6 protein-coding genes are annotated in these 6,637 nt (G+C 47.3%); 3 read left to right on the top strand and 3 right to left on the bottom strand.

Annotation, left to right across the window (positions count from 1 at the left end; translation table 11 throughout):
- Positions 1 to 48: 48 nt before the first annotated feature.
- Entirely contained in the window at positions 49 to 1,134 is a 1,086-nt protein-coding gene (locus Q4Q49_RS21005) for an MBL fold metallo-hydrolase (protein ID WP_312000363.1), read from the bottom strand.
- Positions 1,135 to 1,290: 156 nt separating this feature from the next.
- Here Q4Q49_RS21005 and Q4Q49_RS21000 point away from each other — a divergent pair, with 156 nt between their 5' ends.
- Positions 1,291 to 1,902, top strand: a complete 612-nt coding sequence (locus Q4Q49_RS21000) for a TetR/AcrR family transcriptional regulator (RefSeq protein WP_071940471.1) — start codon at positions 1,291 to 1,293, stop codon at positions 1,900 to 1,902.
- A 67-nt stretch (positions 1,903 to 1,969) separates the two neighbouring features.
- On the opposite strand, the gene Q4Q49_RS20995 is transcribed toward Q4Q49_RS21000, so the two are convergent.
- On the bottom strand, positions 1,970 to 3,313 hold the full coding sequence (locus Q4Q49_RS20995) for an anaerobic C4-dicarboxylate transporter (protein ID WP_311900616.1): 1,344 nt from the start codon (positions 3,311 to 3,313) through the stop codon (positions 1,970 to 1,972).
- Positions 3,314 to 3,577: 264 nt separating this feature from the next.
- On the opposite strand from Q4Q49_RS20995, the gene Q4Q49_RS20990 reads away from it, so the two are divergent.
- Together Q4Q49_RS20990 and Q4Q49_RS20985 are read left to right on the top strand one after the other, a co-directional pair.
- The gene (locus tag Q4Q49_RS20990) at positions 3,578 to 4,756 is read left to right on the top strand and encodes a monodechloroaminopyrrolnitrin synthase PrnB family protein (protein WP_106648396.1); all 1,179 of its coding nucleotides are present in this window, start codon (positions 3,578 to 3,580) and stop codon (positions 4,754 to 4,756) included.
- Between the two features lie 4 nt (positions 4,757 to 4,760).
- Positions 4,761 to 5,882, top strand: a complete 1,122-nt coding sequence (locus Q4Q49_RS20985) for an aminotransferase class V-fold PLP-dependent enzyme (protein ID WP_312000362.1) — start codon at positions 4,761 to 4,763, stop codon at positions 5,880 to 5,882.
- Positions 5,883 to 6,061: 179 nt separating this feature from the next.
- On the opposite strand, the gene Q4Q49_RS20980 is transcribed toward Q4Q49_RS20985, so the two are convergent.
- On the bottom strand, positions 6,062 to 6,385 hold the full coding sequence (locus tag Q4Q49_RS20980) for a YceK/YidQ family lipoprotein (RefSeq protein ID WP_312000361.1): 324 nt from the start codon (positions 6,383 to 6,385) through the stop codon (positions 6,062 to 6,064).
- Between the last annotated feature and the right edge of the window lie 252 nt (positions 6,386 to 6,637).

Here is a 6,637-nt window from a genome sequence, read left to right as displayed (position 1 = left end):
TAAGAGTGCCTATAAAAATTCAGATAAGCGTGCTGATAAGAGTTCAGCTTAGAATTTATCTGAACTCATACGCGCCGGAATGATTTCAAACTCGGTTCTGTCTTTGGGTAAATAGGCTTTCCACCAAGCGTGATTCAAAGCTGGGCTATGGGCTAATTCACTCAGGTTGATCCCTTGACCAAATTCCGGCGTAAGCAGCGGCACGTCATAGGCCTTGGCGGCTACGGCTATGCGTTCCAATGGCTCGTACCAACTATGTAGCGCGAGATCGAAGCTGCTGTTATGTATCGGAATTAAGTGTCGTCCCCGCAGATCTAAATGCGCCCGCAGTGATTGCTCTGGCTGCATGTGGATATCTGCCCACATCTCATCGTAGGCACCTGTTTCTATTAAGGTTAAATCGAAAGGCCCAAGTCTGTCGCCAATCTTTTTAAAGCCGTCGAAGTAACCGGAATCACCGCTGAAAAACAGTTTTAGTTCAGGGGACTGAATAACCCAAGATGCCCACAGGGTTTGGTTTTTGTCCGTGATACCACGGCCCGAAAAGTGCTGTGCCGGCGTCGCGGTAAAACTCAGACCCGCATGTTGGGTTTCTTGCCACCAATCGAGCGCGACTATCTTGCTGGCAGGCACGCCCCACGCGAGCAAATGTTTATCTACGCCCAGTGGCACGATAAATTTTTGCGTGCGCTCGGCGAGGGCTAAAATGCTGTGTTTATCTAAATGATCATAATGATCGTGGGACAAAATAATCCCTGCGAGCACTGGAATATTATCGAGTTCGATCGGCAACTCGTGGAATCGTTTTGGCCCAAACATTTGGCTTGGCGAGGCGCGTTTCGAAAACACAGGATCGGTTAACCAATATTGACCGTTGAGTTGTAACAGCACTGTTGAATGGCTGATTTTATACAGCATAGGTGTCGCATCGGCCGTTGGGTTTAGCTGCATTTTTTGGATCAGTAATGGCTGGTTTGGGCTCTTATCTGGAATACTTTCAGTCATGTAACGCCATAAAATAGAAAGTAAATTACCTTCACCACTGTGGGTATTGGGAGCTTCATTGCTGAATTTGTCACCCTCAACATGGGCCGAAGTCTTAGTGTTTACGTCAGTATTTGTTTGAGTGGCCATGATAAAGCTCCCGAGTCGTAGTAAGGTCAAGACAATCTTAAATCGCGTTTACAACATTAAAAAAGTAAACTACACAGTGTAGTTTACATGCAGCGGTGTAAAAGTAAACTGGATAGTGTAAAATGTCGACAAATGATTTTTATGGCGTAGGAAAACATGGCAGACAAACCCATTAAATTGACAAACTCTCAGCAGAAACGTGTGGCGATTCTGCGTGCCTCGCGGGAAGAGTTTATGGTCAATGGCTTTGTGGGTGCCAGTATGGACAGGATCGCCCAGCGGGCTAATGTTTCTAAACGTACTGTGTATAACCATTTTCCGAGCAAGGAAGTGCTGTTTGATACCACAACCACAGAGTTGTGGGCGCGGACGAAAGAAGCGGCGACCTTAGTTTACAATCCGGCGAAGAGTCTTGAAGATCAGTTGCAGCAAATTGCGCATCGATGCTGGGCATTGTATCAGCAGCCTGAGTTTCTCGATGTGGCGCGGGTGGTGATGGCAGAGTTTATTCGCTCGCCTATCCAAGCGACTGAAGCGATGGAGAAGCTCGCGAAGCAAGAAGGTGGACTCGAAGCTTGGCTTGCGGGAGCGGTAGAACACAAGGCGCTGAATATCGACGATATTGCAATGGCATCGACTCAGTTTTGGGGCATGTTTAAGGCGTTTGCATTCTGGCCTAAGCTATTCCATATGAAAAATAATGATGAGCACCAGCAAGCGATTATCGACGCCAATATCAAGATGTTTTTGGCCATGTATCGCGCTTAAACTTAGTGTTCCATGCTATTCAACATAAATGCCGCATCTGCGGCCTTTGTTATTTATGTAATACAGACTAGAGCAAGGCTGTCGCCAGTAGATAACCGACGGTCGATGCGGTACCCACGCCGATAAAGCCTGGAATGATAAAGCTGTGGTTAATAATGAACTTACCTATTTTAGTTGTGCCTGAACGGTCAAAGCCGATACAGGCCAGATCGCTTGGATAAGTAGGTAGCACAAAATATCCGTAGCTTGCAGGGAGGAAAGCGATCAAGAGTTTTGGATCGACTCCTAAGGCGAGACCCATAGGCGCAATGGCAGTCAGCGCCGCTGCTTGGCTATTAACAAGCTTAGAGATGAGGAACAGCACTAAGGCATAGGTCCAAGGCTGGCTTTGCACCACGTGGGACAGGTTTTCTTTAAGCACATCCATATGGCTGATGAAGAAAGTATCACTCATCCACGCCACACCAAATACTGAGAAAATCGCCACCATGCCCGCTTTAAAGACGGGGCCATTAGAGATGTTTGTCGGTTTGACTTTACAGGTCATTAGGATAAATGCCCCCGCAATTAACATCATCATCTGGATGACTAAGTTCATCGATAATAAGGTTGTTTTCCCTTTAACTTCAAATGCAGGGCGCAGTTCACTAAAAGAACCTAGTAGCACCACAGCAGCAATAGCCGCAAAGAAAATCCCCGTTGCCCAGTAAGCTTCCTTAGGAAAACGTTGATTAAGCAGGGTTTCGCTCTTGTCATAGATAAAGGCTCTTTGGACAGGATCTTGAATTCGTTCTTGAAACTCTTCGTCTTTATCTAAATCTTTACCGCGACGTAGACTCCAAAGCGCTGCAGCCATGACACCGCATAGCGATGCCGGTACTGATACCATTAAAATCTCGAGCAGATTATAGGCACGGCCCACACCTTGTTGCGATGCGAGAATCGACACCATAGACACAACCGCGACTGATACAGGCGAAGCACAAATTGCCATTTGTGAGGCGACGGATGCCACCGCCATTGGGCGTTCTGGGCGAATATTTTTCTTCAACGCGATATCGGAAATAATCGGGAACATAGTGTAAACCACATGGCCAGTACCGCACAAAAAGGTGAGTGTCCAAGTGGTTAGCGGCGCTAGAATGGTGATGTATTGTGGATGGCGGCGCAGTAGGCGCTCGGCAAACTGCATCATCACATCTAATCCGCCCGCGGTTTGCAATACGGCCGCACAGCCGATCACCGCAAGAATCGTTAGCATAACTTGTACTGGCGGTTGTCCCGGCGCTAAACCGAAGACAAATATCAGTAAAAATAATCCAATACCACTTATCAGTCCGAGTCCCATACCACCGTAGCGGGTACCCAGCAGCAAGCAGCCGAGTACGACAATAAATTCCATTAAAATCATTTTGATTTACCCCTGCGGAACCTGCCGCGCTATTTGTATTAGGACTATCTGTATTTGGCGTTATTTTGCGAGGCGATTGATTTTGATAACTTGCGCTGGAGCAAGGTGTAAATAAAAAGTGGCATTAGAATTTTCATAAATTTGAGCTAGCGCTAGAAACGCATGGCGATAAGTTGCATTCTGGTTAACGAGTTTTACGGAAAGGGCTAAGATTTAGCGCTCGCTCCGTTTACAAGAACGATAACAATACTCAAGGATAAGCCCGTGAAACCTGCCACCTTTAATACCGAAGCCTTCGATGATTGGATCCGCAGTCGCTTTGTGGAACTCAACTCAGAGCTAGAACAGCTTTATTATCAACAAACGGACCGGGCCAATGTGCTCGATATTGGCGCAGAAGCTAAGTTGGCGCTAGAGAGCGAAGGCCGAGGATTGATTAAGGCCTTGCTCGATGAGGGGAATACCGATGAAGGGTTCGACAGTGCTTTCGATTTACTCGGTAACGTGGGCCTATACATGGCAGCTTGTCGACGCCATGAAATTACTGAGCCCTCACGGGAAACCACCTCACCATTAGCCGAAGCCTCCGCGCTAGCCATGCACATTGGCGCTTCAATAGGTGTCACGCCGCGCTTTGCCACCGCGCATTTAACTACCCATAATCGTGCCCACAATGGCATTTATAAACGCTTTACCGATCTGAGCGCTGAAAAGCTGTTTGTGGATTACAACACTAAAGGCATTTTGGCCTATAAACGCGCTGCCGATGCGTTATTGAAAATCCAGCCTTTGGGCATTTCCCATCCTATCAGCCACGATTTACTGCGGGTCGCCAAACAGGCATTGCAGGATGTGATTGAGTCGAACACTCAATTATTCAATCGATTAGATACGGATCGTTTCTTTTACTGTGTTCGCCCTTACTACAAACCTTATCGGGTGGGCTCGGTTATTTATCGCGGCGCCAATGCAGGGGATTTTGCGGGGATTAATGTCATCGATTTAACGCTAGGTCTTTGTTTCGCCAATGAGGCTTCCTACTCGCAAATGCTGGTGGACAAGTTTTTATACATGATGCCTGAGGATCAACAGATATTGCGCGAGTGCATGCGTCGGCCGAATTTGATGGATGACTTTCTGCAGGCAAAAGACTGCTCAACCCAAGATTGGTATCAAGAAAACTTGCGACTCTTTATTGAAGTCTGCGAATTACATGGCGAGACTGCGATTCAGCACCATAATGAGTTAGTGACTAAATATATTGCCGAGCCTTCGACAACGATGGAGCAGCAGCATTTAGCTAAGGTCACCGCCAGTGGTCCGCCACTGCATGTGCTACTCGGTTCATTGGAGCGACTCAGAGATAGGCGTGCCGCCGCTCAGCGCAGCGACATCCGGACGCGTTATGATGAGATTAAGAAACTGAAAGAGAGTTTGAGATAACACTATGTTTGCAGACTATAAAAAGGACTTTTACCTCGCGGGTCCAGGATATCTATTGAATCATTCCGTCGGTCGACCGTTAAAATCGACCGAACAGGTCTTCAAAGAAGCCTTTTTTGCGCCTTGGCAGGAGTCGGGGCGCGAACCTTGGGGTCAGTGGCTGAGTGTGATTGATGATTTTACTTTCGCCTTATCTAAACTGTTTAACGGCCACCAAAAGGACTTTTGCCCTCAGGTTAATCTCTCCAGTGCGCTGACTAAAATCGTCATGTCACTCGAGCGATTAAATCGCGAACACGCCGTTGTGTTAATGAGTGAGATTGATTTCCCCAGCATGGGTTTCGCCCTTAAAAAAGCACTGCCAGCCAGCTGCGAAGTACGTTTCATCCCTAAGGGGCTCGATGTCACTGACCCTAATGTGTGGGACGCGCATATCAGTCGTGATGTGGATCTGGTGTTTGTTAGTCATGCTTACTCGAATACTGGGCAGCAAGCGCCATTAGCCAATATTTTTACCATAGCCCGTGAGCGAGGCTGTTTGAGCTTAGTGGATGTGGCGCAATCGGCGGGGATTATTCCGCTAGATCTCGCGCGCCTACAACCTGACTTTTTAATCGGGTCGAGTGTGAAATGGCTCTGCGGCGGCCCTGGTGCAGCCTATCTTTGGATTAACCCTGCCATTTTGGATCGTTGCCAACCTAAGGATGTGGGGTGGTTTAGCCATGAGAATCCGTTCGAATTTGATATCCACGACTTTCGTTATCAGCACTCCGCAATGCGCTTCTGGGGTGGAACGCCTTCAATCGCCCCCTATGCCATTGCCGCTCACAGTATTCATTATCTGGCGGGTTTAGGTGTCTCCTTGCTGCGTAAATGTAATCAGCAGTTGATTGATGCTGTGGCGCAGGAGCTTGAGCATGAGTTTGTATCGCCACGTGATGTTGAGAAGCGCAGCGGTACACTGATTCTACAGTTTGGTGAGCAACAACATAAAATCATGACGGCATTAGCAAACGCGAATATTAGCGTTGATGCTCGCAGCATGGGGATCCGGATTTCGCCGCATATCTACAACGATATGGCCGATATCAAGCTGTTACTTGATGTGATTAAAGTAAATCGCTAACTTAAATGATTTTAAATGGCTTGCTAGGCTAGGTTGTACTACGTAACTGCAACTAACAAGGCATAACTAACAAGACACAACACTCAGGGAGGCAAACCGCGACATGGTCGTTCCCGTATGCCGGCGTTAACTCACCGTCACACAGGCAACTTGAGGTTATTTATTGGGTGCGATCATGCTTAAATCTTGTAGTCATAGCGGCAGACCATAGGTCGCGGGGTGTGGAGCTTGGGATCGCTGGGCGTGATCGCTAAATCTGCAGGTAGCATAACAGTATCGATGATTAACGCACTGCTCATATCAACGAGTGTCAGCGGGATGGTAAAGAGCAGCAAGGGCGGGGCCGCCAACGCGGAGATAATCATACACTCCTCGCCATTATCAACAGCCGTTTGCACACTTGAGAAAGAATGACCCCAAGTTGAATCTTCTCCTATCCTCGACGTTATCGTTGCACATCCCGTGAGAGAACAGCACACGACCAACCAAGTCAAGCAACGCATAACCACTCCATTGTTTATATGTGAAAAACTGCATTGCTTCGGTATGATCTACTCACTTGATCAACTGAGAGCGTTAGTGATGTGGAACCAGATCAGGTTTCATTTGATGCCAACCTGTTCTGTTTCAACAGCTTGGCATTCTAACTATATGATTATATCTGTCAATTATTCATCAACAGAAACGAGATACAACCAAGCTCAATAACCTAGTTGTTAACGGCGACTCTTGTTTTGGATAAGTATTAATCATGG

Origin of the sequence: Shewanella sp. SP1S1-7 (assembly GCF_031932105.1) — a bacterium.
Classification (GTDB): Bacteria; Pseudomonadota; Gammaproteobacteria; order Enterobacterales; family Shewanellaceae; genus Shewanella; species Shewanella baltica.
This window is presented reverse-complemented; position numbering and strand designations above follow the sequence as displayed.

What these genes read in the sequence shown, in the direction of transcription:
- Q4Q49_RS20980 (WP_312000361.1), bottom strand. Translation starts at nt 6,385, where the DNA reads ATGCGTTGCTTGACTTGGTTGGTCGTGTGCTGTTCTCTCACGGGATGT.
- Q4Q49_RS20985 (WP_312000362.1), top strand. Translation starts at nt 4,761, where the DNA reads ATGTTTGCAGACTATAAAAAGGACTTTTACCTCGCGGGTCCAGGATAT.
- Q4Q49_RS21005 (WP_312000363.1), bottom strand. Translation starts at nt 1,134, where the DNA reads ATGGCCACTCAAACAAATACTGACGTAAACACTAAGACTTCGGCCCAT.
- Q4Q49_RS21000 (WP_071940471.1), top strand. Translation starts at nt 1,291, where the DNA reads ATGGCAGACAAACCCATTAAATTGACAAACTCTCAGCAGAAACGTGTG.
- Q4Q49_RS20995 (WP_311900616.1), bottom strand. Translation starts at nt 3,313, where the DNA reads ATGATTTTAATGGAATTTATTGTCGTACTCGGCTGCTTGCTGCTGGGT.